We start from the raw sequence: 26,416 nt of genomic DNA, 5'->3' as shown, positions 1-26,416 counted from the left end.
GATGTTTAACTGCTGGCGTTTGGCGCGTAATCCTAGCCCTTTTTAGCCAAGCTTGTTACACTCTTTATCCTGTAAAACGTAATTACTTTAGCCTAATGGCTAGTTTAGATTTACATAAATTTTAGTTATAAAAGACACTAGTCCGTCAGGTGTGATTATTCTTACCTTGTTTAGGTTATACGAGTACCAACACCTAACAGACTACTCATTGCATACATTAATACTTTATTTATAAGGTATTAGGCGATGATTTCTTTGCATTGTTGAATTTGGCCAATGCGGCCTACTATCTAGGAATGATGATGACATCAAAAATTATCTATACAAAAACGGACGAAGCTCCGGCATTAGCAACGTATTCGTTGTTACCAATTATCCAAGCGTACACAAATGCGGCAGGTGTTGAAGTTGAAACACGCGACATCTCACTCGCTGGTCGTGTTATTGCGAGCTTCCCGGATTACCTAACAGAAGAACAACGCATTGGTGATGCACTTGCAGAACTTGGCGAAATGGCGAAAACACCAGAAGCTAATATCATTAAATTACCGAACATCAGTGCCTCAGTTCCACAACTTCGCGCTGTAATTAAAGAGCTTCAAGAAAAAGGTTATGCACTTCCAGAATACCCTGTAGAACCTAAAAACGATGAAGAAAAAGCGATTCAAGCCGCCTATGACAAAATTAAAGGCAGTGCAGTAAACCCTGTACTTCGTGAAGGTAACTCTGACCGTCGCGCACCAAGTTCAGTAAAAGAATATGCACGTAATAACCCACATTCAATGGGGGCATGGAGCAAAGATTCACAGTCTTATGTTGCAAGCATGGAAGAAGGTGACTTCTTTGGTTCAGAGCAATCACTAACTGTTGATGAAGCAACGGATGTTCGTATTGAACACGTAGCGGCTAATGGCGATATCACTGTACTTAAGCAAAGCACACCGCTACTTGCTGGTGAAGTTATTGATGCATCACGTATTAGTGCTGCAAAATTACAAGCATTCCTTGAAGCTGAAATTAATGCAGCTAAAGAAAAAGGCGTGTTATTTTCGCTTCATATGAAAGCGACCATGATGAAAGTATCTGATCCAATCATCTTTGGTCACGCTGTAAAAGTATTTTACAAAGACGTTTTTGCAAAACACGGTGCACTTTTTGAAGAGCTAGGTGTTGATGTAAATAACGGTTTAGGCGATGTGTACTCTAAAATTCAAACTTTAGATGACGCTAAGCGCGAAGAAATTGAAGCTGACATTCAAGCTGTTTACGCTGACCGCCCTGCTATCGCAATGGTTGATTCTCATCGTGGTATTACAAACTTACACGTACCAAGTGATGTGATCATCGATGCCTCTATGCCTGCTGCAATTCGTTCAAGCGGTCAAATGTGGAATAAAGACGATAAATTACAAGACACAAGCTTTGTAATTCCAGATCGTTGTTACTCTGGCGTTTACCAAGCAACGATTGATTTTTGTAAAGAGCACGGTGCATTTGATCCTACGACTATGGGTAGCGTACCAAACGTTGGCCTTATGGCTCAAAAAGCAGAAGAGTACGGCTCACACGATAAAACATTTGAAGCAAAAGCTGACGGTACTATCCGTGTTGTAGACACAAACGGTAATACGTTACTTGAGCACAGTGTTGAGAAAGGCGATATCTGGCGCATGTGTCAGGTTAAAGATGCACCTATTCAAGATTGGGTTAAACTTGCAGTAAACCGCGCTCGCGCAACAGGTAATCCGGCTATTTTCTGGTTAGATGCAGAACGTGCACACGATGCTGAGCTAATCAAAAAAGTAAATAAATACCTGCCAGATCACGACACTGCTGGCCTAGATATTCAAATTTTATCGCCAATGGATGCAACCTTGTTCTCACTAGCACGCATCAAAGAAGGTAAAGACACAATTTCTGTAACGGGTAACGTGTTACGTGATTATTTAACAGATTTATTCCCAATTTTAGAATTGGGTACCAGTGCTAAAATGCTTTCAATTGTGCCACTAATGAATGGCGGTGGTTTATTTGAAACTGGTGCGGGTGGCTCTGCACCTAAGCACGTTCAACAATTTGAGAAAGAAAACCACTTACGTTGGGATTCTTTAGGTGAATTCTTAGCACTTGCTGCGTCACTTGAGCACCTAAGCACAACAACAGGTAACAAAAAAGCACAAGTACTTGCAGATACACTTGATAAAGCTACCGGCACATTCTTAGCTGAAAACAAGTCGCCTTCACGTAAAGTAAAAGAGATTGATAACCGTGGTTCTCATTTCTTCTTATCTTTATTCTGGGCACAAGAACTTGCTAAGCAAAATGATGACAGCGAGCTTAAAGCGCAGTTTACGCAAATTGCTAGCGACCTTGAAACTAACAAAGAGCAAATTGTTAGCGAGCTAAACGATGCACAGGGCCCAGCAATGGACATTGGCGGATACTTCCAGCCAAATGACGATGCAGCTTTTAAAGCAATGCGCCCAAGCACAACATTTAACGAGATTTTATCTAAACTGGTATAAATCCATTAAATGAATGAAAAGGCGCTCCAAAGAGCGCCTTTTTTTTGTGCCTAATACCAATTCGCTTATTTAAGTGGTTTACTTTGCAGATTGGTATAAGTAAAAGCTGTTCATAAAAAAGGCCGCTAATGCGGCCTTTTATATTCAACTAAACAAGTTTATTTAGTGTATGCACGTGGCATGTTTGATTCTGTTGTATAGCGCTCACGCAGTTTATCTTGGCGAGATTCAGTACTTACCTCAACCCCATTAATAAACATTTTATTTACGTGGCTGCTCAGCTCAAACGGGTCATTACTCCACATTACAACATCAGCGGCTTTACCCACTTCTAAGCTACCAGCATTAATACCAAATACATCAGCCACATTTGAAGTCATCGCTTTTAATGCGCCTTGCTGGCTCATACCGTAAGACACTGCATTACCGGCATCATAGCGGAGCTGGTAAACATTATGACTGGCATCGCCACCCACAGTTAAAAGTACTTTAACACCTGCTTTTTCTAGTATGCCGGCATTATTTAGGCTTGCATGTAATGAATCAAAACTGCCTGGTAAGTTATCCATTGCACTGATGATCACAGGAATACCCGCTTTTGCGATTCGATCTTTAACTACAACGGCATCTTGCGCACCATTAAGAACAATATTTACCCCAAACTGCTGTTTCACTTTTATAAGTTCAACAATATCCGATGCACGCGACACACTAATTAGTAATGGCATATCGCCTTTTAGTACTTTAGCCATTATTTTATCTTCAGCACTTGGCTTAGCATCGTCTTTTTTAGCTTCTTTGCTTGCTTTAGTTTGGTGCTCATCTAACTTATTGATCAGTGTTTGCAATGTAAATGCACGAGAGCCTTTGCTTCGCTCACCCAAATGAACCACTAATGCCGCTTGCTTTTTGTTTACGCTTTCAAAGCTGCCGCTTAAATCCACCACACTGGCAAGGCCTGCAAATATGCTGTCACCGCCGTACGGGGTGATCAAATCGCGAGTAACACCGCCTTTACGTGCATAAGGGATTAGGCTTGAACGAGGGTTAAATGCCAAGCTTGCATCAAAATCAATACCTGCTTTTTCTTCTCCCGCATCGCGAGAGCCCGCAACCGCACCTACTTCAACTAAACCAAGTTGATTTACAGTGGCAATAAAACCAGGGGTCACGATTTGACCTTTGGCATCAATAATTTTATCTGCTTTAACATCGCTAGGATTAATTGCAGTGATTTTGCCATCATTCATTACGATGCTGGCAGACTCTAATACGCCTTGATCTGAGGATGTATGCAGTTTTGCATTAATTATAGCAAGAGATTGAGCGCTCACCGCACCCGATGCTAGTAACCCTGCAGCAACCAGAGAAAGCGAAAACGAACGTGATAATTTTTTCATTCTGGGTGCTCCTTATTGTTGACCTAACATAAAATCACTTTGTGCTTGGAATGCGCTATCGTTTCTATCGTAAACTTTTGCGCCATCAACAAACACTTGCTCTGCTTTTGCGTAAACGCTAAATGGGCTTTGATTCCAAATAACCACATCAGCTTGTTTACCTGCTTCAAGTGAGCCTGTTTTATCTTCAATGCCGAGTGATTTAGCGGCATTAGCCGTGATCCACTTAATTGCATGCTGCTCAGAAATATCAAAACCATTTTGGTTTGCACTGTACATTACTTTTGCGGCTTCTTGATTTAAGCGCTGAATGGTCGTGTCTGAGTCTGAATGCACAACGGCACATGAGTTTTTAACTGCATCAACAATCGCTACGTTCTCTTGTACCATATCGTAGGCTTCCATTTTAAAGCCCCACCAGTCTGGCCAAAGTGCTGCACACGAGCCATTTTCAGCCAGTAAATCTGCGATTTTATAGGCTTCAATACCGTGATGGAATGTACCCGCATGGTAATTAAACTCTTTAGAAAGGTCGATCATCATCGCCATTTCTTCAGCTTTATAACAGTGATTGTGAATACGAACCTCACCTTCTAAAACACCGCGAAGGGTATCGTATTTAATATCGCGGTGTGGAGCTTCTGGGTTTTTACCCGCAGCGTAATCAGCATCGTATTTGTCCCAAGCACGTTTGTACTCTTGAGCGCCAATCCAAGCTGTGCGATAGCCTGCCATATTACCCATACGTGTCATCGGTAATTCACCTTTACGGCCATAAACGCGTTTAGGGTTTTCACCACACGCCATTTTTAAACCGTATGGTGCATCAGGAAACTTCATCCCTTGCATGGTGTGAGCCGGTACATTTTTAAGGGTAACGCCACGTCCACCAAATAAATTAGCTGAACCTGGTAAAATTTGTAACGAGGTAATACCGCCTTCACGTGCGCGATTAAAACCTGGATCTTGTGGCCAAATTGAATGCTCAACCCATACTTCTGCTGTATTTGGGCTAGTCATTTCGTTGCCATCTTGGTGAGACTCAACCGACGGATTTGGATAAGCACCTAAATGAGAGTGAACATCAATAATACCTGGTGTTACCCATTTGCCTTGCGCATCGATAGTGGTGTCTGCGTTAGCGGTTAAATCTTTACCAACTTGATGTACTTTACCATCAACAAGTAATACATCGGCTTCATCTAAACGCTCACCCGTGCCCGTTAATACAGTGGCATTGGTAATTAATGTGCTTGATGTAGCAACGGGTTGATAAGTACTTGGGTATGGGTTTTTATTAATGGTTACTTTTGCATCTTGCGGGCCGCTTTCTTGGCAACCAACAAGAGCCACTGCTAAACCAACAGCTAACAATGAGGGAGCAAATTTTTGCATGTTTTTAGGTTCTCCTGTTTTTTTACTACTTTAGCGAAAGCAAACGCATAAAGCTAAAAAAACAGGTGAAAAGGCGGTTATTTAAGGTGAGTTTCTGTAATTATTTTTTTATATAATTGTTATAAAGCTTATCCAGTGCCCCTTCTGTGGTGAGCGATGGATCTTTACTAATAAAGTGTTTAACCGTTCGGGTTACAAAATCCGAATTTTGCTTATGTAATTTTGAAAAATCTTTAATTAATGTATTACCATCTTTTGCGGCGGTGACTTTATCATGACGATGCCTGTATTGGCTCAATGCCTTATTAAAATCGCCTTGATAATCCTCGACTAAAATTTTATAAAAATCACTTTTTTGTACTTTTAATACAGTAATGCAATAGTTAAGCGCTTCTTTAAAGTCGGTAAATACGGTGCCTTCTACATCAAACTCTTTGGTTTTTTCGCGCACCGTAACGCGCGCTTCTTCAGTGGCATAACTAAACCCTGTAAAGGCGAGTCGCTCAGCCGCTTCTTTACCGAGTTTCATGCCCGCTTGAATGCTGTGCGCAAATTCATCGCTCATGTCGCCAAGCTCGCTTTCTTCCCACATGTTGTACACACGTAAGGGCTTGGCGTATTTATTTGATAGTTTCTTTTTAAGCTTACTAAAACGCTCATCAATGGTCATTAAGCGTTCATTATGAAGTAATGCATGGCATTCATAACAAGCCGCAATAGCAACAAAATCTGCTTCTTCGCCTAAATCAATAATACTCTGTAACATGTGCAATGGTGGGCAATGATCGCGCTCTGTTGCCTCACACCCGCAATAAAAACATTGGTTAAAATGCTGTTGCTCACACGCATAAGCTTGCTGGTAGTAACTGGCTAACGTTTTATTCACAATTGCGCTCCAAAAATATAAAATGCCACAAATTTAGGGCGCGATAATAACAGTCTGAAAAAATATTTCAGTATGAAAACGCTAAAGTGTGTCAAAAATAAATTACTTAACCTGAACTTTGGTTAAGAGATTTACTAACATATTGAATTATATTAATAATTTAGTTCGTTTTCTCCAGCTAGAAATTTACAGTGAAAACAAGGCGAATTTTCGCGTCAATAGCGGGCCTATTGCAAGTAAATTCAACGCAGTTAGCGCTGAAAATAGCTGCTTGAGATAGATTTATTATCCATAGTTCAGGTTACTTATGAACAACTTTTCATACACCTACAAAATTGCATAATTTATATACACATCTTCTTACAGCTTGCCCCATTCAGTTAACAACATTCTGGCTACATTAAACAATACTTAAGTTGCACATAAACAAAGAGGCAAATACTATGATTTCTTTCAAAGCAACTCTATATTCAACTGTATTATTGGGCGCAGCAACATTAACAGCGCCTGTAATGGCAACCACTTTTGTTGCCGCTGATTCATCACCCGGTACACAAGTTTGCATGGCCGTTGCATCTAACAAACAACTGACACTGCACAAAACAATTAAAGAGCTCCATACCAACAAGCATGTAATTGGCAAAAAATTACGCTGCAATGATTTATCAATGAATGATTTTGTAGCGCTTTATGATTTAGACAAATCTGCACGCTTTTTCAATATTGAGGCTACCACCAGCACATCAATAAGGGATTTGGCAAAGGTAAATAAACCGATGGTGGTTATTATGGCGGGATCTAAATAACCTAAATTATGACTAGGAAATCGGTTTTAATACGTTCAATTTACACGAATCAAACACGTTAAGCAGGGCTTAGTACCTGCTTAACGTGTATTTATTATTAAATAAGCGCTGCCAACAAACCAAACAAGCCACCAAATACCCCACCCCATACAACGAGCCAACCTAAATGCTCACGGATCATGGTTTGAATAATTTCTTTTACCATTTTAGGGGTGAGTTCATCTAGGCGTTCATCCACTAATTTAAGTACCGTATTATGTAAGCTTTCCGCGTTATTTCCTTGAGTAAGCATGTCGCTTAGTAGCATTTTAAAATCGTCGGTGTCGCTTATTTGTACCAGTGATAATTGCATTTTTTCGATAAATTTTTCTCGCATTGGCTCTACCGCCTCTGTACCGCCAAACATTGCCAGCATGCTGCCAAATTGTGATTGCTCTATCACCACTAATAAATTATCGAATGCAGGATTTAAATCTACCTTTTCAATTACCGATTCAAAGTCTATCGTTGGCTGCGCCTTGCTTAGAAGCTTGTCTATTTTATGCTCAGAAAAGAACTCCGTAAGTATTAAATTTCTTATAGCTACTTTAAAGCTTTCAAACTTGAGCGCAATCACCCCCGATCCATATAAAAACGGGACTTTTTCAAATAGCATATGAATAGCGAGTAAGTTTGTAACCGCACCAGAGAGTGCAAATAAGCCCACCGAAAGTACAATGGCTTGATCAAATACAAAACCAATAACAACACAACACGCTGCCAATAAGTTAGTGATAAAACTTTTATTCATTTTTATTCCATTTCAGTGATTTGTATTAGAAATTGATAGTCTTAATTTTACACCGATTAATTTGTTTATTTAATCCCTTTTTGCCATAGTTTATTTATAGGTTTAAAAGGTGAGCAATTGTTATGTGGAAAACAATCAATCAACAGATCAGCCAAGCTATCCATTACGATTTTAAACACACCCATAAACGTCAGTTGCAAAACACATCAACCGATAAGCTTTTCCATATAAGTGATGGCAAGCACAATTATTTAGTTAAAATTGCGCAAAAGAATGAGCTCGATCGCTTTGAAGCACAAGCACAGGGCTTAAAACAACTCACTCAAAACAGTATATTTATGGTGCCCGACTGTATTACAACTGGCGCCAATATAGAATATGCGTTTATTGTATTAGAGTGGCTTACACTTGATGACCTTCCCCACACGCATTGGTCAACGATGGGTGAACACCTTGCCATGTTACATCAAAAACACGAGCAAGCGATGTTTGGTTTTGATACAGACAATTATTTAAGCTCTACGCCTCAACCAAATCAATGGCATAAAAAATGGGATGTATTTTTTGCAGAAGAACGTATTGGTTGGCAATTACAGCTATTAGCTGAAAAAGACATTGTGCTGGCAGACCCCGAACAACTGATAAATTTAGTAAAAGAGCAACTGCATAATCATCATGTTTTGCCCTCGTTATTACATGGCGACTTTTGGCGCGGAAACATGGGATTTGTAAATAATATTCCGACCCTATTTGACCCTGCCTGCTATTACGGTGATCGGGAGGTCGATATTGCTATGAGTGAGCTTTTTGCCCCATTACCCGATGAATTTTATAGCGCTTATGATCACCGTTACCCTCTCGCTCAGAACTACCAACATCGCAAGCTTATTTATCAGCTTTACCCTATTTTAAACCATGCCAATATTTATGCTGGCCATTACTTAAATCAGGCTAAAGAACACGTTGAAAAACTACTAAACTTAAATAAATGAGTAAACAAAATATAAGCACTATACTTATACTTGAACTCTAAAAAATAAATCTATTCAAGCGTTATTTTTAGCGCTAATTGCATTGAGTTTATTTGTAATAAATCACTGCTGATAGCTCAATATGAGTAAATCATTTAGTCAGAGTTCAAGCTACTTAGTGTTAAGCCGTTATGTGCTATCTAGGTAAAATAACTTAATTTTTAAGGGGGTGTTATGAAAGACTTTTTATCACAACGTATCGCCTGCCCACATTGTGGACACCATATTCATTTAGACCTTGATGCCAGTATGGGCGACCAAGACTACTATGAAGAATGCAGTGCTTGCTGTAATCTAATTCATTTAAATATGCATATAGATTATGCACGTAATAAGTTAGAGTTACACGTGGACAGCGATGACGAACAAATATTTTAGCTATGTTGGCGCATGTAGTTTTCGACGGTGTTTATAATAGTGTATGTTTGCTGATCAACTTCTATATTAAATTCATCACCTACAACGGCTGCACCTAAATTAGTAATATCGAGTGTTTCTGGTATTAAGTGTAACCAAAAGCCATGCTCATCAATATTGCCAACCGTTAAACTGGCGCCATTAATAGATACAAACCCTTTGTATAAAACATATTTTTGCCATTTTTTTGGAAGGCTAAGCTGCATTTTGTAGTTATTTTCTAGTTTAACTATTTGCACTATTTTGGCAGTACAATGAATATGACCAGAGACTATGTGCCCACCCAGCTCAGTACCAAACGACACAGAACGCTCGTAATTGACTAAACTACCCAATTCCAGTTGTCCAAGGTTAGTAAGCTGCAAAGTTTCGTCAATAACATCAAAATGCACTTGAGCCACTACATCTTGGTTACTAAGCTCTACTTTAACTACCGTTAAGCAGCAACCATTTATAGCGATGCTAGCACCTAAGTCTAAATGCTTTACGTATTGCTCATTAACAGAAACGACTAAACGTAATACACCCTGCGTATGGGTTCTAGAGACTACTGTTGCTTGAGTTTGAATAATACCGGTAAACATAAAAATCGCTTCTCTTTCTAACAAAGTGCTAGTTTAACGTATCAATCGCTAAAATAATTCACTTAATAGCACTTTTATTCGCAACAAAAGTAAGCTTATGCAGCAATTTAATAGATTCGCTGATTGTCTACATAGATAGAGCAATCACAATAGATTACAATGCGCCTATGTTTTTCTGAATAGCTGTTTTTTATGACTTTTTGTAGTTGGGAAGCTAAACGTTTACTTTCCCTCGCCTTTCCCGTTTTTTTAGCACAAGTGACCTTAGTATTAATGTCAGTGGTTGATACCATTATGGCCGGACAAGTGAGTCCAACCGATCTCGCTGCACTGTCAATCGCTACAGGAATATGGAACCCAATTTTATTAGCAATACAAGGTATTTTATTAGCCCTAACGGGAGTTATTGCTCAATTTGCGGGTGCTAAAGACCGCAACGGCATTAGCCATTATTTTCAGCAAGCGCTTTATTTAACGCTCCTGTTAAGTATTGCAGGTTTTTGTGCTGCCCAGCTTGCCAACACCGTTATTTTACAGCTTGATACTAGCCCGGCGATTGCGGGACTTGCTTTTGATTACATTCATTTTGTTAAATGGGGTGTATTTGGTTTTTTAATTTTTACCGTGTATAGAAATATGACCGAAGGCATGGGGATGACCAAGCCTGCGTTTTATATCAGCCTACTCGGACTTGCGGTAAATATCCCACTCAATTATATTTTTATTAAGGGCTTATTTGGTCTACCCGCATTTGGGGGCGCTGGCTGTGGTATTGCCACCGCACTGGTATTTACTGTAATGGCTATTGCGCAAGTTACTTATTGCCAGCTGAGTAAAAAAATAGATGCCAAAGGCTTATTAACTGGCTTTGAAAAACCCAATTTTAAAACCATTGGTATTATTACCAAACTCGGTATTCCTATTTCACTCGCTACTTTTTTTGAAGTGACCTTGTTTGCCTGTATTCCCCTGTTTATTGCGCATTTGGGTGCGGTGGCTGTGTCTGGCCATCAAATTGCAGCCAGTGTGACTGCATTATTATTTATGATGCCTCTGAGCCTCTCAATTGCCATTAGCATACGAATTGGTAATTTATTTGGGCAAAATCATTTAGATCAATTAAAAGTAGCGGTATCGACAAGTTATATTATGGCGGCTATGGTTGCGTTGTTTATCGCTTTTATTACATTTATAGGGCGTGATGTGATTAGCCAATTATATAGCGATAGCCCTGCGGTACTAGCGCTTGCTTCATCAATTATGATTTTAGCCTGTATTTACCAACTTCCTGATGCATTACAAGTAGCTGCAAACGGTATTTTACGTGGTTTAAAACACACAGCCCCAATTTCTTATATCACTTTTATTTCTTATTGGTTAATCGGCTTTAGTTTAGGCTACGTATTAGCAAGAACAGACATGATAGTGCCAGCAATGGGCCCTCATGGTTTTTGGATAGGTATTATCGTTGGCTTATCAGTTGCAGCTATACTACTGATGCTGACCGTTCATAGGCGATTTAAACGTGAACCATTTATTCTCTCTTAAACAATCAATCTATACCAAACTGCCGCTTAATTGGTTATTGGCGGCATGTTGTATGGTGCTTTTGGGCTGCTCAGAGCAGCCCAGTGAGGCAAATAAAACCTATTTGTCTCGCTTGAGTAATACCTTACAAACGCCTGAGCCACACACAAAGCCACTGCAACAATTAGCCTTAGTAAAGCCAGTTGAAGCGTTGCAACCTGCGATTAAAATTGGCATAACTGAACTAGCTGGTATTAGCCAATGTAAACTTAACGTTCTGATAAGCGAGCATAATAATCAATTAGGCAAAACAGCCACCGCTGCTAGTAAATTGAAGTACCAAATAGATTTTATTCAAAGCGCGCAAAACTGTTTAAACACCTTAGATAAACAAAGCAACGTTCACAGTAAAATTACAGCGGCAAAAAACCAAAAACAAACTCAACTCACTCATTATTTTAATAATGTTTTATATAGTGAACCTGAACTGAGCAGCACTTGGCAGCTAACTGGCCAAGAACTCAGCACCCAACCGGCTGGGTTTAGTGACACGGTTGAGGCGCTTAAAAAGCTAACGACCATTAAACACCAAATAGAAACTAAAGGGAGTATGGCAATAAACAGCGATGATATTTTGTCAGCGCTTGAACCGCTCAACAGATACAAATTTGACCAACAGCTTATTCAAGCTGCGCGAGAACAAATTAGCTTAAATCATACAGCAACCCAGTTTGTAAATTCATTAGTAGTAGAAGATATCTGCCCTAAAGGGAAAAACAAGCAGCAGGCTAAAATTGTCAGTAATATATTTAATAAATATTATTTAAAACAAATACAGCCTTATCAAGCACAGCTGAGCGGGTATTTAGAAACATTGCAGCCGCTTTATATGCAGCTATGGTTTAATCAAGCAGTGAGTAGTGAAGCGGTAAATGCCCTACTTGACCCAAATTCTAACAACTTACTCTCTCAGCTAAAAGCGTCAGCAAAAGAGCATGTTATCTGGTGGCAAAAATTTTATAAAGCGTGCGAAATCAGTCCAATATGAATAAAAAAACGGCAAATAAACTTAAAAACCATAAACATGCTTGATTCACCACTCATCACGCTATATATTAGCGACCGTTGTTAAGCAATTAACAATTCTTAAATACAGAAGTACGACTGTAGCTCAGTTGGGCGAGATTAGACCGAAGCGAAGCTTCGCAGCCGAACGAGGTGGAGGCAGGACGCCGACAGGATGAAGCTTCATGGACGAATTAAATAGTACGTAAACTCATAGTACGACTGTAGCTCAGTTGGTTAGAGCACTACCTTGACATGGTAGGGGTCGGTGGTTCGAATCCACTCAGTCGTACCAAATTTTTAAAGATTTAATTAAAGTACGTTGAAAGAAAAAGCACTACCTACTCTTGATCACCCGGTCCAGAAGTCGGTGGTTCGAATCCACTCAGTCGTACCAAAATGAGTAAATACTGTATTTAAAGTACGATAAAGGAAAAAGCACTACCTACTCTTGATCACCCGATCCAGAGGTCTGTGGTTCGAATCCACTCAGTCGTACCAAAATGAGTAAATGCTGTATTTAAAGTTTAAGAATTTCAAATTGTACGACTGTAGCTCAGTTGGTTAGAGCACTACCTTGACATGGTAGGGGTCGGTGGTTCGAATCCACTCAGTCGTACCAATTCAAAAAACACCTCAAGAAAAAGCACTACCTACTCTTAATCACCCGCTCCAAAGGTTGGTGGTTCGAATCCACTCAGTCGTACCAATTCAAAAAATACCTCAAGAAAAAGCACTACCTACTCTTAATCACCCGCTCCAAAGGTCGGTGGTTCGAATCCACTCAGTCGTACCAATTAAAAAAACACCTCAAGAAAAAGCACTACCTACTCTTAATCACCCGCTCCAAGGGTCAATGCTCCAAATCCACTCAGTCGTACCAATTAAAAAAAGAACGTAGGTCGGTTAAGTGGCGAAGCCGCGCCACCCGACATTGGTAAAACACCATAAATTAGGTAACATTCCAACACCAAACGCCACCCAACATAAAGCAAAGCCTGCACCGGTAATAACCAATACCAACATCGTCGGATGACGCCTTCGAATTATCCAACATCGCCGGATGGCGCCTTCGAATTATCCAACATCGCCGGATGGCGCCTCCGAATTATCCAACATCGTCGGATGACGCTTCCGGCTTATCCGACCTACGTTCATTATTGGTAACGTATGTGAAACACCCGACATAAAATGTATTAATTATTCCCCACACCAATTACGGCTGTACATTCCTGATGCGACCGCTTTATGAAAGCTTGAATAAGGCCAATCAACTACCCGTTCAACCAAACCATGTTTAAGCGGATTAAAATGAACATAATTTACATGGTGCCAATAATCACGTTCATCAACAATGGTATACTCCCAAAAACGGCGTTGCCAAATCCCTCGTTCATTTTTATTAATGCGTGCGAGTGATACATGTTCGTTTTTAGGCAAGCCTTTAGAAAAACGTTTTTTAATTTCGCGCCAACGACCAGAATAATCGCTATCACCTTCGGGTAAAGTTAACACTGCATGCATATGATCAGGCAACACCACCCACGCATCAATATAAAATGGTTTATGCATTTTTACCCAGCGCACAGCCCCACGCAATAAATCAATATGCTCAACCAATAATGACTCTTTACGATCCTGCAAATTAACCGTAAAAAAATACGTTCCTCCCGGTTGATAATTTCTACGATATCTCACAAAAAATCTCCTTATAATAAACGGCTAATACCTCTGGGTTATTCAATACCTTAGGATAACGCCTTTGAATTATCCAACATCTTCTGATGGCGCCTCTGGCTTATCCAACATCGTCGGATGACGCCTTCGAATTATCCAACATCGTCGGATGACGCCTTCGAATTATCCAACATCGCCGGATGGCGCCTCCGAATTATCCAACATCGTCGGATGACGCCTCCGAATTATCCAACATCGTCGGATGGCGCCTCTGACTTATCCAACCTACGTTAATTATTAAGGACGTAGGTCAGTTAAGTGGCGAAGCCGCGCCACCCGACATTGGGGAAACACCCGCCATCAAGCAACGCCAACATCAAAAAGCTCCAAAAAAGCGCACACGCTCTAAACTTCCTTAATAAATATTAGGTAACATCCATTTAATCACGTTGCAAAGTCAGAATTTATTGCTTGAAAATTAATACTATGTTAACAAGTAGGCTATCTTATAAGATGAAATATCAGAAAGTATTCTAGGAAAGGATTTACCTGTGAAGTCTGCCGCACTCATTACATTACTATTGCTATTTATTTTTGCTGGGCAAGTTCAAGCTAAAACCCTAGTCAAAGTGGGTGGCTATGAATTTCCTCCCTACATAGAGATTGTTGACGGCCGTGCTTCAGGCCTTACCGTAGAGCTAATTAGCGAACTCAATAAAATACAATCTGACTATCATTTTGAGCTTGTGCTCACCACACCTATTCGGCGCTTTAAAGATTATCAGCAAGGTTTGTTCGATGCGGTATTTTTTGAAGATCCAAACTGGGGGTGGCTGCAAGGCAACCATATAATCAGTAACTCCCCTGTGATAGCAACAGACAGCGAAGTATTTATTGCTTTAAAGCAATTTGCAAAGTCACAAGCTTGGTTTGATAACTTAGACGATAAAACCCTCATTGGGATTTTAGGCTATCACTATCAGCTAGCAAACTTTGAAAACAATCCATCAATACTTGAAAACGAATATAAAATGACGTTACTGAGCAGTCATAAAAAAAGTATTGAATTAGTATTAAAAAAACGCAGCGATATGGCGATTGTTACCCGTTCTTACTTAAATCAATACCTGAATAAATACCCAGAAAGTAAAAAAAAGCTGCTTATCTCTGAACGCGTCGCGCAAACCTATAAACACCAATTATTAATTCGCCCTACACACCAACTTAATGTAAACACACTTTATAAAATAGTAAAAAAAACACTTGCACAAAATACCCTAGCAACCAAATTAAAGATACTTAGCCTACAACAACATGATATTTAGTGGTGCTGCTTTAATACTAATAACATTACTAATAACTTAATGGCAATAACTAGAAAATTTGCTATTTTCATCGTGTGTCGCAAACTCAACCAGCGTCATCAATAAATCACTGTGTTTATGGGTAAAGCCAGTACTAGAAAGGCGTTTTTCTAAATAGGACGTAAAGTTTTTTCGTTGCAGGTGTTGGCTATGTAATTTTATTAACAGCTCTGACTGCTTTTGGTTAATTAACCGCGTCTCGTAAATCGGGTCTTCATCTGGCCAATTTTCTACAGGCGAGCCCTTTTGCTTAAACACAAAATCACTAAGTGAACGCTCGATTTGATTATAATCGTGCTCCCCTAGCAGTTTTTCTATTTCCTTTAATAAGCTTGAGTACAAAACACGCGGGAAAAGCTTGTAAAAATCATGATTTTTAAAGGGCTCTCCTTGTGGAGTTTGCTGCCAATTTTCAAAACTTGCTCGCAAAGCCTGAACTAATATACGTCCTACATAATGGCTTTTTTGGAATGAGACACCTTGCGATTCTAGCCTTGAAAGTACGTGATTTAAACGTTGCTTTAAGCTACGTACTTCTAGCTGCAATTCGCTTTTTTCTGTCTCTAATAATTGTATTTCTTGAGCACTGGTTGTTATTTTTTGCTCTAGTTTATTTATTTTAACTTGCGCGCCATAAAACAAATCACGGGTATCATTAAGCTCAGCCATAACACTGGCATTTTTTAATTTAATACTCGAATTACCCTCAATAGCATAAGTAGTAAGCTGTTTGCTCTGAGAGAGCGCTTTATTTAAAGTACTTTCTAACTTACTCTCAATAACTTGCCCAGACTTACTGCCTTTAAGTAAAGAATGTAAGGTTGAAGAAATATGCTTTTGGTACCAATTTTGGATCTGCTTACACTGCACATCAGATAAATTAGCAAATGGATTGTCTTCACTTATTGGCTTGTTAGCCATAAAAATTCCCTCTAGTAAAAAGACTTTTTGTTGTTATGTCGTATTAAAGTGAAATTACCTACCTTTGCATGTTAATAGCTATCGCTTTTTAAGGCTATATTTAATTGTTTGTATACTAGAAGAACCTCACTATTTAAGTTGTTTATTCCAAATAACGCACTAAACTTAAAATTAAAGATAAAAATGCATTATCCTTATGAGAATATTTTTAATCGCTGCCTTAGTACTATCATTTTTCACTTACGCACAACCTGCGCCAGTAACCTATACGGTCGACAATAAAAATATCACACTTCCCGGAGAGAAATACAAAAGCGGCTATGGCTATAATTTAAAAGCCGATACAGTTCTTCGCTTAGTTACACTTAATTGGCCCCCTTATATAGACGATCACTTATGCAATAAGGGCTGGCTATATCAACTTACAGTAAGCATGTTAGTAAAACGCGGCTATGGTGTACATATAGAGTTTTACCCTTGGGCGCGTGCCGTTCGTGAAGCTGAATTAGGTAAAGCTGATATTTTATTTCCTGAGTATTTTATTAGTGACGATGTAATGTCAGAAAACATTTTAACCAAAACACGTAATCAGTTATTGGCGTTATCTGAGCCCATTCCTGGTGGCGACTTATCATTTGTAGCACTTAGAGATCACAGCATAAATTACGATGGCAGTATTGAGTCTGTAAAAAACAGGGTTATGGGGGTGGTACGTTCATATAAAAATAGTAAAGAATTAGATGAACTTATTGAACAAGGCGAAATAAAAACCATCGTTGCTAACAGTGAGTATCAGCTTATTCATTTGCTTTTAAATGGTCGGGTTGAGCTTATTGTTGCCGACTTAGAAGTGCTAAAAGCCAGTATTTATAAATCACTATTATCAGCTAGAGAAAAAAAGAGGATGCTTAGTGCGCTAGTTGCATTAACGCCAAGCATAGAATACAAAGCCCTGTATTATGAAATCAGTAAAAGTACGCCTAATTGGCAATTTATCTTAGATGATATCAACGCAGAAATAGCGAATATGCGTGCAAATAATGAATTTGAGCGCTTTATAAAAAATAAAAAACAGCAGTGTTATAACCTCGATTAAGCCATAGGCAGCTAAATTTGAGCGTGCCTGTTTTCAGTTATATCTACTCATAGTCTGAGGCTTTGGTTAAACACCACCGTTTGGTTCCGTCCGGTTGTTTTTGCATTATAAAGTGCGGTATCGGCATTTCTTAATAATCCCTGCAGCGAACACGACTCAGAAGTCAAACTTGATACACCACTGCTTATTGTATAACTCACCTGCCCGCCACTTGATAACTGCACTGGGTTATCTTTTAAATGATCTTGCAACTTTGCTAAGGTTTTAACAACGGTACTGACACATTTGGTAGGCGAAACAATGCAAAACTCTTCTCCTCCTAAACGCGCTATAATATCATCACTGTCACAAAATGATTTAAACGTAGCAGCTATGCTTTGCAACACACTATCTCCGCCTTCGTGTCCAAATTGATCGTTAATGCGCTTAAAGTGATCTATATCTATCATCGTAAGGGTTAAGTGCTGGCTGTCTTTAATACACTCATCAAGTGCAAGTTTAGCTGTTTCCATAAACCCTCTTCGGTTGAGCAAATTAGTAAGCGGATCTTTAATGGTTAAATCTTTTAGTTGTGCTTGATACTGCTTCATTTTTGTAATATCGCGCTCAATCGCTGCATAGTAAGCCACCTCACCTAACGCATTTTTTAATGGAAAAATATTCATATCAATCCAATAAGGCTCACCTGATTTTTTATAATTTAGAATTTGCTCAGATACTTGCTGTTTATTTTCTAGCGCATGCCTAATTTTATCGCGTGTGGCTTGTTGAGTTTTAGCGCCTTGTAAAATGCGCGGCGTTTTACCTCTAACTTCATCTAAATGATAACCCGTTACTTTAGTAAACGATTGGTTTGCATAAACAATTTTAGGGCCATCATTAGTAATAGGGCTTGCCTCGGTAACTAAAATAACGTCGCTGGCTAATTCAACAATTTCTTTAAATGGAATAGCTTGTTTTTGATGAGTAATATCGATAAAAGTGACGACTATTTCAGCAATGTTGTTCTGCTCGTCAAACTCTGGATAAGCGTTACATAGCACCCATGTAATTTCGTCGCTTGAGCTGTCACATATACCTATTTCAAGATTCATCAATGGTTTTTGGGTTTTAATAACAACACTAACAGGATACTGAGAACTCTGCAGTGGTTGACGAAATTCATCCAGTAATTTCCATTTACTATCAAACGAGTCGCGCCCTAACGCTTGCTCTTTTGTTAAACGTAAAATATTTAAAGCCGCAGGATTTGCATACAAAATTCCTGTGTCTGGTGAATGCACCACCACACCGGTTTGTAAGTTTTGTATTAACCTTTCTGCATTTAGCCTTGATAAATCCATTAATGCACTCCGTACAAACTGTATTGAAAAAATACACGGGCTAGGGTCTGTTAACCTTTGCGGATTACAATTTGTTCAAACTAGGAGCTGTTTAATCGCGGCGCGAGGTTTGTAACCTAGTGGACTCGATAACTGCTCCTGCGTTATTCTACTGGCTTACATCCATGTAAGAATAAGTAAAAACCGAGCAAAGCTTCGGCGTCCTGCTCACGCCCCTTACCTACATCCATTTAGGCAACAAAGAGTAAATCGCCCCTAGGCAGAACCCTTCGGGCAGCGCCTGTTTGGCATTGATGCTGCGTTATCGCCTATTTATGGGGAATAACCACACCACATAGGCTCTGCCTTGCCTAAATACCAAACAGACTACTGCAAATTTAACCTTGAAAGGTCAACAGACCCTAATGTTCATTTTAATATAAGTGAATATTTGCCGACATAACAGAAAAAATGTTGCTGTTTATTGGGCACCCCTCAACAAAGTACATTTTACAACCTATTGAATGACTGAATAAAAAAGCCGCAAACTAAGTTAAGTTCGCGGCTTATTATTTTACTATAGTACGTATTTTGGGTGCTAGTTAGTCATAATCAAATGGCGCTCTTACCCAGCCTTCCATTAATACACGTGCGCTGCGGCTCATACTCGCTTTAGTCACTTGCCATTGGCCATTTGTAACAACCGCCTCGGCACCTACTTTAAGTGTGCCCGATGGATGACCAAAGTTAACCTCGTTAATAGCACCGCCACCAGCGGCCAAATTAACTAATGTTCCGTCAATTGCGGCTGCTGTGCCAATAGCGACAGCGGCTGTGCCCATCATTGCATGGTGTAACTTACCCATTGACATTGCACGTACTAACAAATCTATATCGGTTGCATTAACCTGCTTACCACTTGATGATTTGTAATTAAGCGGTGCAGCCACAAACGCCACTTTAGGTGTGTGTTGGCGTGCTTGCGCTTCATTAATAGTATTAATTAGTCCCATTTTTACCGCGCCATAGGCACGAATGGTTTCAAGCTTAGTGAGTGCGGCTTCATCAGCGTTTATATCATCTTGTAGCTCAGTACCGGAATAACCAATATCGCTGGCATTTACAAAAATAGTAGGGATACCTGCGTTGATCATAGTTGCTTTTAATGTCCCCACACCTGGTACTTCTAAATCATCAACCACATTGCCTGTTGGAAATAGCGCACCATCACCATCAGCAGGGTCAATAAATTCAAGCTTTACTTCAGCGGCAGGAAACGTCACACCATCTAACTCAAAGTCACCGGTTTCTTGAACTTGAGCGTTAGTCATGGGTACATGCACTAAAATACTTTTTTTAATGTTCGCCTGCCATACGCGCACAATAGCAATGCCATTATCCGGTACGCGAGATTTATCAACTAAACCATTGCTGATGGCAAACGCGCCCACGGCAGAGGTTAAGTTTCCGCAGTTACCACTCCAATCAACAAACGCTTTATCAATGGCGACTTGACCAAATAAATAATCAACATCGTGATCGGGCTGTTCACTCTTACTCAAAATAACCGTTTTACTGGTACTTGAGGTTGCTCCGCCCATGCCGTCGGTTTGTTTACCGTATGCATCTGGGCTACCAATAACGCGTAATAATAAGCTATCGCGCGCCGCACCTGCCACTTGGGCAGGTGCGGGTAAATCGGTTAAATTAAAAAAAACCCCTTTACTCGTGCCACCACGCATATAGGTCGCAGGCACTTTAATTTGTGGTTTAAACATAAACGTGTGTCCTTATGATGCTTGCGTGGCTTCTAAAAAGTCTTGCGCAAAGCGTTGTAACACACCGCCTGCCGCATAAATAGAGAGCTCTTCTTGCGTATCTAGTCGACATTTCATGGGTACGTTTAATACCTCGCCATTTTTACGCGTAATAACAAGCTCTAGGGTTGCACCTGGTGTTGGTTCGCCCTTCACGTCGTAGCTTTCGCTACCATCTAGATTAAGTGTTTTACGCGTTGTGCCTGGTTTAAATTCAAGCGGCAATACGCCCATACCAATTAAGTTAGTACGGTGAATACGTTCAAACCCTTCGGCTGCAATAACCTGAACACCAGCAAGCCTAACGCCTTTTGCTGCCCAATCGCGCGAAGAGCCTTGGCCATAATCAGCACCTGCCACAATAATGAGTGGCTGTTTACGCTGCATGTAGGTTTCGATTGCTTCCCACATGCGTGTGTTTTCACCTTCTGGCTCTATTCGTGCGTACGAGCCTTGCTTCACTTCTCCGTTTTCATCTAATACCATTTCGTTCAATAGTTTAGGGTTTGCAAATGTAGCTCGTTGAGCGGTTAAGTGATCGCCTCGGTGAGTGGCGTATGAGTTAAAGTCTTCTTCTGGTACGTTCATTTTAGTTAAGTATTCACCTGCCGCGCTGCTTGCCATAATCGCATTAGAGGGTGATAAATGATCGGTTGTAATGTTATCGCCAAGTACTGCTAACGCGCGCATACCTGTCATACTGCGCTCACCTGCCAAAGCTCCTTCCCAATAAGGTGGGCGGCGAATATACGTACTTTCTGGGCGCCAATCGTAAAGTGGGTCGTTATCTTCGCCGTAATCAACAGTTAAGTTAAACATTGGCTCGTATACTTTTCTAAACTGCTCTGGTTTTACGCTTTGTTTGATAACCGCATCTATCTCTTCATCAGATGGCCATAAATCTTTTAAGGTTACATCGTTACCTTGCTGATCTTTACCGAGTATATCTTTTTCTATATCAAAGCGAATGGTACCCGCAATTGCATAAGCAACTACTAAAGGTGGTGACGCTAAAAACGCTTGCTTAGCATACGGATGAATTCGGCCATCAAAGTTACGGTTGCCCGAAAGCACAGCCGTTGCGTATAAATCGCGGTCAATCACTTCTTGTTGAATTTTAGGGTCCAACGCACCACTCATGCCGTTACAGGTAGTACAGGCAAAACCCACAATACCAAAACCGAGTTGCTCTAGTTCAGTGAGTAAGTTTGCATCTTCAAGGTACGACTGCACCGCTTTTGAACCCGGCGCCAATGAGGTTTTAACCCACGGTTTACGCATTAAGCCTTTAGCGTTTGCATTTCGCGCCAATAAACCTGCAGCAATTACATTGCGCGGGTTACTGGTATTAGTACAGCTGGTAATAGCGGCGATAATACAGGCGCCATCTGGCATTAAGCCTTCTTCGTTCTCAACAACACCCGAAATACCTTGCGCTGCTAAATCGCTGGTAGATACACGACGATGCGGATTTGAAGGCCCTGCAATGTTGCGCCCTACGCTTGATAAATCAAACTTGAGTACGCGATCGTATTGAGCAGTTTTTAAGCTATCACTCCATAAACCTGCTGTTTTAGCGTAGTTTTCTACCAGGGCAATTTGATCTTCATCACGGCCTGTTAAACGCAAGTAATCAATAGTTTTATCGTCGATGTAGAACATAGCAGCGGTGGCGCCAAATTCTGGGGTCATGTTCGAAATGGTGGCTCTATCGCCAAGGGTTAGTGCATCAGCCCCTTCACCGTAAAACTCAAGGTAAGTCGATACCACACGTTGCTCACGTAAAAATTCGGTAATCGCCAGTACAATATCGGTTGCAGTTATGCCAGGCTGGCGTTTACCGGTAAGCTCTACGCCCACTATATCTGGTAAACGAATATATGATGCGCGCCCAAGCATTACGCTTTCGGCTTCAAGGCCACCTACGCCGACAGCAATAACACCTAATGCATCAACATGCGGGGTATGGCTGTCGGTACCTACTAAGGTATCTGGGAAGGCAATGCCATCGCGGTTTTGAATCACCGGCGACATTTTTTCAAGGTTAATTTGATGCATGATGCCATTACCCGGTGGGATCACATCAATATTTTTAAACGCTGTTTTGGTCCAGTTTATAAAATGAAAACGGTCATCGTTGCGTCTATCTTCAATGGCGCGGTTTTTTTCAAATGCATCGGGATCAAAACCTGCGTGCTCAACAGCTAATGAATGATCCACAATCAGTTGAGTCGGTACAACCGGATTTACTTTTGCAGGATCGCCGCCTTTTGCAGCAATAGCATCACGCAGGCCCGCTAAATCAACCAGTGCGGTTTGGCCTAAAATGTCATGACATACAACGCGTGCCGGATACCACGGAAAATCTAAGTCTTGTTTACGCTCAATTATTTGGCTAAGCGCATCGGTTAGCATTTCGGGCTCACAGCGACGCACTAAGTTTTCTGCAAATACACGCGAACTGTAAGGTAGTGTAGCGTATGCGCCAGGTTTAATGGCATCTACCGCGGCTTGGGTATCGTAGTAATCAACATTTGAGCCTGGTAAAGGCTTACGGTATTGGGTGTTATTAATAATGGTCATAATAAATTCGCTAATTTGGTGACGGAGGAGAGTACGCTAAAGCGCTATAATGAGTAATCATCAGCGCTATAAACAATAAAAGGTGAGCTAGGCTCACCTTAAACGCTAACTAATTAGCCTCTTGATTCAATTGGCGTGTAGCTACGCGCATCTGGCCCGGTGTAATCAGCACTTGGGCGAATAATACGGTTATTTGCACGTTGCTCTTTTACATGCGCTGTCCAACCAGTTACACGGCTCATTACGAAGATAGGCGTAAATAACTTGGTAGGAATACCCATAAAGTGATACGCCGATGCATGGAAAAAGTCAGCATTACAGAATAACTTCTTCTCACGCCACATAACTTCTTCACAGCGAACTGATACTGGGTAAAGCACAGCGTCACCCACTTCTGCGGCTAATTTTTCAGACCACTTTTTAATAATTACATTACGCGGATCCGACTCACGGTAAATAGCGTGGCCAAAGCCCATAATTTTATCTTTACGCTCAAGCATCCCCATCAGTGCATCTTCTGCTTGATCGGCGCTGCTAAAGCCTTCAATCATATCCATGGCGGCTTCGTTGGCACCACCATGCAGTGGACCACGTAAGGTACCAATTGCGCCAGTTACACATGAGTGAATATCAGAAAGCGTTGATGCACACACGCGACCGGTAAAGGTAGAGGCATTAAACTCATGCTCTGCGTACAAAATTAGTGATACATTCATTACTTGTGCAAATAATTCACTTGGCGCTTTATCGTGTAATAGCGTTAAAAAGTGTGCACCTACTGAATCGTCATCAGTTTGTGTTTCGATGCGAACACCGTCATGAGTAAAACGATACCAGTAACAAATAATACTTGGGAAAATTGCCACCATGCGGTCAATCGCATCGTTTGCTTCGCTAAAGTCATTTTCCATTTCAAGGTTACCTAGCATAGAACAACCAGTACGCATTACATCCATTGGGTGTGCGTCTTTAGGGATGTTCTCAAGTACTGTTTTTAGTGCCTCTGGTAAACCGCGCAAGCTTTTAAGTTTTGCTTTGTACTCTGCCAGTTCGCTTGATGTTGGTAGCTCCCCGCGAGAAAGTAAAAACGACACTTCTTCAAACTGCGCTTTTTCAGCCAGTTCGCTAATGTCGTAACCACAGTAAGTTAAACCTGAGCCTGTTTGCCCTACTGTACATAATGCTGTTTGTCCTGCTACTTGGCCACGTAAGCCTGCGCCACCTAATGCTTTATCTACCATGATGTGTCTCCTGTTGAAATTTTTATTATTTGTCAGATTTTGCTGAAAAAAGGTTATCGAGTGTGTTTTCGTACGAGTGATAATCTAAAAAGTCGTAAAGCTCTGCACGCGTTTGCATGTTTTCAATTTGGCTCTGTTGAGAACCTTCATTCAAAATAGCCGAATACACATTGAGTGCGGCTTTATTCATTGCTCTAAACGCACTAAGTGGGTAAAGCACCATTTCTACGCCCACATCGCTTAGTTGCTCTTTGGTGTAAATTGGGGTTTGGCCAAACTCAGTAATATTGGCCAAAATAGGCACATTAATCGCCTTAGTAAATGCTTGGTAATCAGCAAGATCATGAACCGCTTCTGCAAAAATCGCATCGGCACCAGCTTCAACACAAGCTGCTGCACGGTCTATCGCCGCATTTAAGCCTTCTTTTTGAAACGCATCGGTACGCGCCATAATGTAAAAATCGCTATCGGTTTTAGCATCAACCGCCGCTTTAATTCGGTCTACCATTTCAGCTTGGGTAACTATTTCTTTATTAGGGCGATGGCCACAACGCTTTTGCGCCACTTGGTCTTCAATATGAAAGCCTGCTGCCCCCGCTTTAGTCATTTCTTTAACGGTACGGGCAATATTAAACGCCCCACCCCAACCTGTGTCGGCATCCACTAACAAAGGTAAATCGCTAGCACCGGTAATACGGCGAATATCTTCAAGCACGTTATCAAGGCTGGTCATCCCTAAATCTGGCATACCAAATGAGGCATTAGCCACACCTGCACCCGATAAATAAATAGCCTGATGGCCCATTTTTTCAGCCATCATCGCGGTGTACGCGTTAATAGTACCTACCACTTGTAACGGGTGGTTATTTGCAATTGCCTGTTTAAATTTTAATCCTGCTGACATTACCTTCTCCTAACTTTGAACGGGGCTGCTCTTTGGCAACTTAGTATTTTTTAAAAATGTGACATCTGTATTAGGGTCTATTGACCTTTCAAAATTTAATTTGCAGCAGCCTGTTTGGTATTTAGGCAAGGCAGAGCCTATGTGGTGTGGTTATTCCCCATAAATAGGCGATAACGCAGCATCAATACTAAACAGGCGCTGCCCTTCGGGTTCTGCCTAGGAGCGATTTACTCTTTGTTGCTCGGTTTTGACTTAGCCCACTAGGTTACAAACCTCGCGCCGTGATTAAACCGCTCCTAGTTTGAACAAATTATAATCCGCAAAGGTCAACAGACCCTAGTTAGCCATTTCATTTTGAGTGGCTTGTACTGATTGATATCTATCAAATTTTGTTTGTATATTTGCTTGTGATGCACTGATATGGCGCTTCATTAGCATTTCGGCCAGCTCACCATCATGATTTTCTATGGCGTTAATAATGGCTAAATGCTCATCAAACGCTTTCGATACCCGCGGCCCTACCATACCCATTTGTACACGGTACATTCTTATTAACTGGTACAGATCGTGGCATAACAAATGAATTAAGTGCGCGTTTTTACTGCCTTTGATTATTCTGTAATGAAAATCTAAGTCGCCTGCTTCTTGATAGTACGACTCACCTTCTTTAACACGCTGAGTTTGCAAATGCTGATTAAGTAATTGTTTCAAGCCTTGTACTTCATCTGGTTCCATATTGTCGGCAGCTAACCTACATGCAAGTCCCTCAAGGGCACTGCGCACTTGGTAAACCTCAATTAAACGCTCTGCGGTTAATGCCACAACACGGCAACCTATATTGGCTTTGCGCTCAACTAAATAACAACTTTCTAAACGGTTTAATGCCTCTCTAAGCGTTGCACGGCTCACACCATAACGCTTTGCAAGTTCCGGCTCAGATATTTTACTGCCTTGTGCAATGCTGCCCTCAACAATTTCGCGGCGCATATCTACAAACACTTTATCGGAAGCGGTTGTGATAGATGTTTCATTTAACAAGTGCTGTGTCATAAAGTATTTTTTATA

21 protein-coding genes and 2 tRNA genes are annotated in these 26,416 nt (G+C 40.7%); 10 read left to right on the top strand and 13 right to left on the bottom strand.

Annotated features, from left to right (window positions below):
- The first annotated feature begins 302 nt into the window (after positions 1 to 302).
- Positions 303 to 2,525, top strand: coding sequence for an NADP-dependent isocitrate dehydrogenase (locus QL986_RS09760; RefSeq protein ID WP_013464750.1), 2,223 nt, complete (start codon positions 303 to 305; stop codon positions 2,523 to 2,525).
- A 158-nt stretch (positions 2,526 to 2,683) separates the two neighbouring features.
- On the opposite strand, the gene QL986_RS09755 is transcribed toward QL986_RS09760, so the two are convergent.
- From QL986_RS09755 to QL986_RS09745, 3 genes are all read right to left on the bottom strand, one after another.
- Entirely contained in the window at positions 2,684 to 3,925 is a 1,242-nt protein-coding gene (locus tag QL986_RS09755) for an amidohydrolase family protein (RefSeq protein WP_064663102.1), read from the bottom strand.
- A gap of 12 nt (positions 3,926 to 3,937) precedes the next feature.
- Entirely contained in the window at positions 3,938 to 5,320 is a 1,383-nt protein-coding gene (locus QL986_RS09750) for an amidohydrolase (protein ID WP_290191493.1), read from the bottom strand.
- A 100-nt stretch (positions 5,321 to 5,420) separates the two neighbouring features.
- On the bottom strand, positions 5,421 to 6,206 hold the full coding sequence (locus QL986_RS09745; RefSeq protein WP_013464747.1) for a hypothetical protein: 786 nt from the start codon (positions 6,204 to 6,206) through the stop codon (positions 5,421 to 5,423).
- Positions 6,207 to 6,649: 443 nt separating this feature from the next.
- On the opposite strand from QL986_RS09745, the gene QL986_RS09740 reads away from it, so the two are divergent.
- Complete coding sequence (locus tag QL986_RS09740; RefSeq protein ID WP_215522084.1) at positions 6,650 to 7,012, top strand: DUF3718 domain-containing protein; 363 nt, start codon at positions 6,650 to 6,652, stop codon at positions 7,010 to 7,012.
- Positions 7,013 to 7,109: 97 nt separating this feature from the next.
- Here QL986_RS09740 and QL986_RS09735 read toward each other — a convergent pair whose 3' ends face one another.
- The gene (locus tag QL986_RS09735; RefSeq protein ID WP_013464744.1) at positions 7,110 to 7,802 is read right to left on the bottom strand and encodes a hypothetical protein; all 693 of its coding nucleotides are present in this window, start codon (positions 7,800 to 7,802) and stop codon (positions 7,110 to 7,112) included.
- A 122-nt stretch (positions 7,803 to 7,924) separates the two neighbouring features.
- Here QL986_RS09735 and QL986_RS09730 point away from each other — a divergent pair, with 122 nt between their 5' ends.
- On the top strand, positions 7,925 to 8,794 hold the full coding sequence (locus QL986_RS09730; protein ID WP_028835881.1) for a fructosamine kinase family protein: 870 nt from the start codon (positions 7,925 to 7,927) through the stop codon (positions 8,792 to 8,794).
- Positions 8,795 to 9,007: 213 nt separating this feature from the next.
- Positions 9,008 to 9,211, top strand: a complete 204-nt coding sequence (locus QL986_RS09725; protein ID WP_008464077.1) for a CPXCG motif-containing cysteine-rich protein — start codon at positions 9,008 to 9,010, stop codon at positions 9,209 to 9,211.
- Here QL986_RS09725 and QL986_RS09720 read toward each other — a convergent pair.
- Positions 9,208 to 9,834 carry a riboflavin synthase gene (locus QL986_RS09720; protein ID WP_028835882.1) on the bottom strand — a complete coding sequence of 209 codons (627 nt, stop codon included), beginning with the start codon at positions 9,832 to 9,834 and terminating at the stop codon, positions 9,208 to 9,210. The genes QL986_RS09725 and QL986_RS09720 overlap by 4 nt on opposite strands.
- Positions 9,835 to 10,026: 192 nt before the next feature.
- Here QL986_RS09720 and QL986_RS09715 point away from each other — a divergent pair, with 192 nt between their 5' ends.
- The 4 genes from QL986_RS09715 to QL986_RS09700 all read left to right on the top strand — a co-directional run bounded on the left by QL986_RS09715 (position 10,027) and on the right by QL986_RS09700 (position 13,048).
- The gene (locus QL986_RS09715) at positions 10,027 to 11,382 is read left to right on the top strand and encodes an MATE family efflux transporter (protein ID WP_138765514.1); all 1,356 of its coding nucleotides are present in this window, start codon (positions 10,027 to 10,029) and stop codon (positions 11,380 to 11,382) included.
- The gene (locus tag QL986_RS09710; protein WP_290191492.1) at positions 11,360 to 12,409 is read left to right on the top strand and encodes a DUF3080 family protein; all 1,050 of its coding nucleotides are present in this window, start codon (positions 11,360 to 11,362) and stop codon (positions 12,407 to 12,409) included. The genes QL986_RS09715 and QL986_RS09710 overlap by 23 nt, the downstream gene beginning before the upstream one ends.
- Before the next feature lie 235 nt (positions 12,410 to 12,644).
- Positions 12,645 to 12,721 (top strand) — tRNA-Val (locus QL986_RS09705).
- 250 nt (positions 12,722 to 12,971) lie between these two features.
- Positions 12,972 to 13,048: transfer RNA gene (locus tag QL986_RS09700), tRNA-Val, on the top strand.
- Between the two features lie 578 nt (positions 13,049 to 13,626).
- Here QL986_RS09700 and QL986_RS09695 read toward each other — a convergent pair.
- Positions 13,627 to 14,124: a transposase gene (locus tag QL986_RS09695; protein WP_290191491.1), complete on the bottom strand. Its 498-nt coding sequence runs from the start codon at positions 14,122 to 14,124 to the stop codon at positions 13,627 to 13,629.
- Positions 14,125 to 14,654: 530 nt separating this feature from the next.
- Here QL986_RS09695 and QL986_RS09690 point away from each other — a divergent pair.
- Entirely contained in the window at positions 14,655 to 15,428 is a 774-nt protein-coding gene (locus QL986_RS09690) for a transporter substrate-binding domain-containing protein (protein ID WP_033102523.1), read from the top strand.
- Between the two features lie 36 nt (positions 15,429 to 15,464).
- Here the strand turns inward: QL986_RS09690 and QL986_RS09685 are convergent, their stop codons facing one another.
- Positions 15,465 to 16,388, bottom strand: a complete 924-nt coding sequence (locus QL986_RS09685) for a hypothetical protein (protein ID WP_016899868.1) — start codon at positions 16,386 to 16,388, stop codon at positions 15,465 to 15,467.
- Between the two features lie 196 nt (positions 16,389 to 16,584).
- On the opposite strand from QL986_RS09685, the gene QL986_RS09680 reads away from it, so the two are divergent.
- On the top strand, positions 16,585 to 17,484 hold the full coding sequence (locus tag QL986_RS09680) for a transporter substrate-binding domain-containing protein (RefSeq protein WP_033102524.1): 900 nt from the start codon (positions 16,585 to 16,587) through the stop codon (positions 17,482 to 17,484).
- Positions 17,485 to 17,531: 47 nt separating this feature from the next.
- Here the strand turns inward: QL986_RS09680 and QL986_RS09675 are convergent, their stop codons facing one another.
- From QL986_RS09675 to QL986_RS09650, 6 genes are all read right to left on the bottom strand, one after another.
- Positions 17,532 to 18,827: a diguanylate cyclase gene (locus tag QL986_RS09675; protein ID WP_024601685.1), complete on the bottom strand. Its 1,296-nt coding sequence runs from the start codon at positions 18,825 to 18,827 to the stop codon at positions 17,532 to 17,534.
- A gap of 581 nt (positions 18,828 to 19,408) precedes the next feature.
- Positions 19,409 to 20,584, bottom strand: coding sequence for a 2-methylaconitate cis-trans isomerase PrpF (gene prpF, locus QL986_RS09670; protein WP_290191490.1), 1,176 nt, complete (start codon positions 20,582 to 20,584; stop codon positions 19,409 to 19,411).
- Between the two features lie 12 nt (positions 20,585 to 20,596).
- Positions 20,597 to 23,206 (bottom strand): Fe/S-dependent 2-methylisocitrate dehydratase AcnD, encoded by a 2,610-nt coding sequence (acnD, locus tag QL986_RS09665; protein WP_028835889.1) that lies wholly within the window; start codon positions 23,204 to 23,206, stop codon positions 20,597 to 20,599.
- Between the two features lie 113 nt (positions 23,207 to 23,319).
- Positions 23,320 to 24,447: a 2-methylcitrate synthase gene (prpC, locus tag QL986_RS09660; RefSeq protein ID WP_290191489.1), complete on the bottom strand. Its 1,128-nt coding sequence runs from the start codon at positions 24,445 to 24,447 to the stop codon at positions 23,320 to 23,322.
- A 25-nt stretch (positions 24,448 to 24,472) separates the two neighbouring features.
- The gene (gene prpB / locus QL986_RS09655; RefSeq protein WP_013464731.1) at positions 24,473 to 25,351 is read right to left on the bottom strand and encodes a methylisocitrate lyase; all 879 of its coding nucleotides are present in this window, start codon (positions 25,349 to 25,351) and stop codon (positions 24,473 to 24,475) included.
- 336 nt (positions 25,352 to 25,687) lie between these two features.
- Positions 25,688 to 26,401 carry a GntR family transcriptional regulator gene (locus QL986_RS09650; RefSeq protein WP_024601689.1) on the bottom strand — a complete coding sequence of 238 codons (714 nt, stop codon included), beginning with the start codon at positions 26,399 to 26,401 and terminating at the stop codon, positions 25,688 to 25,690.
- Positions 26,402 to 26,416 lie beyond the last annotated feature (15 nt).

It is taken from the genome of Pseudoalteromonas sp. APC 3250 (assembly GCF_030407915.1).
GTDB lineage: Bacteria > Pseudomonadota > Gammaproteobacteria > Enterobacterales > Alteromonadaceae > Pseudoalteromonas > Pseudoalteromonas tetraodonis.
Note: the sequence above shows the minus strand (reverse complement) of the source record. Positions and strands in the feature narration are given on the sequence as shown.